Below are 545 nucleotides of genomic sequence, written 5' to 3'. Positions count from 1 at the left end.
TTGGGTATTTTTTTATCTGTTTTTTGCAACCTCTAAAAGTGATGTGAGATGTGTCCTTTTCTAAACCTTACTTTCATCATTATCACAATGTTCTTCTGCGCGGTTTTTCTCTAGTGATATTAGTGATGACGTGCAGATTCCTGTATCTTCAAATGCTCAGCACAAAACCTTAACTTCTTACATTCACAAAGATAAGCAAAGCATGACGATTACCGCGACACAAACCCGTTTCTGCCATCAAACTTGGCAGTTGGACGCTCAGATTCAACTCGTTCAAAACCACAATGAAGTGACCTACGTAGTCACCGACGTGACTCCGTTTCATCCCGTTAGCCATATCTGGCCTGATCATCCCGCGGATAAAGGCATCTTAGTATTTAATGATCAACAACTTGAAGTGATTGATTGTCAAGTTGGTGCCATTGAAGTGGCAACCGGAGAGCTATTTGTTGGAGCGGCAATCCCTGTAAAGCGCGATACAGAAGGCTGGTTATTTGTTGTCGTACATGTATTGCCATTGAAGTGGCAACCGGAGAGCTATTTGT

General features: G+C 42.2%; 1 pseudogene. It reads left to right on the top strand.

Annotated features, from left to right (window positions below):
• Positions 1-202: 202 nt before the first annotated feature.
• A pseudogene (locus tag R7Z49_RS27055) lies at positions 203-545 on the top strand (alanyl-tRNA editing protein); the annotation flags it as partial.

Source organism: Vibrio sp. 1562, from assembly GCF_033340155.1.
In the GTDB taxonomy this organism is placed as follows: Bacteria; Pseudomonadota; Gammaproteobacteria; order Enterobacterales; family Vibrionaceae; genus Vibrio; species Vibrio alginolyticus.
Note: the sequence above shows the minus strand (reverse complement) of the source record. Positions and strands in the feature narration are given on the sequence as shown.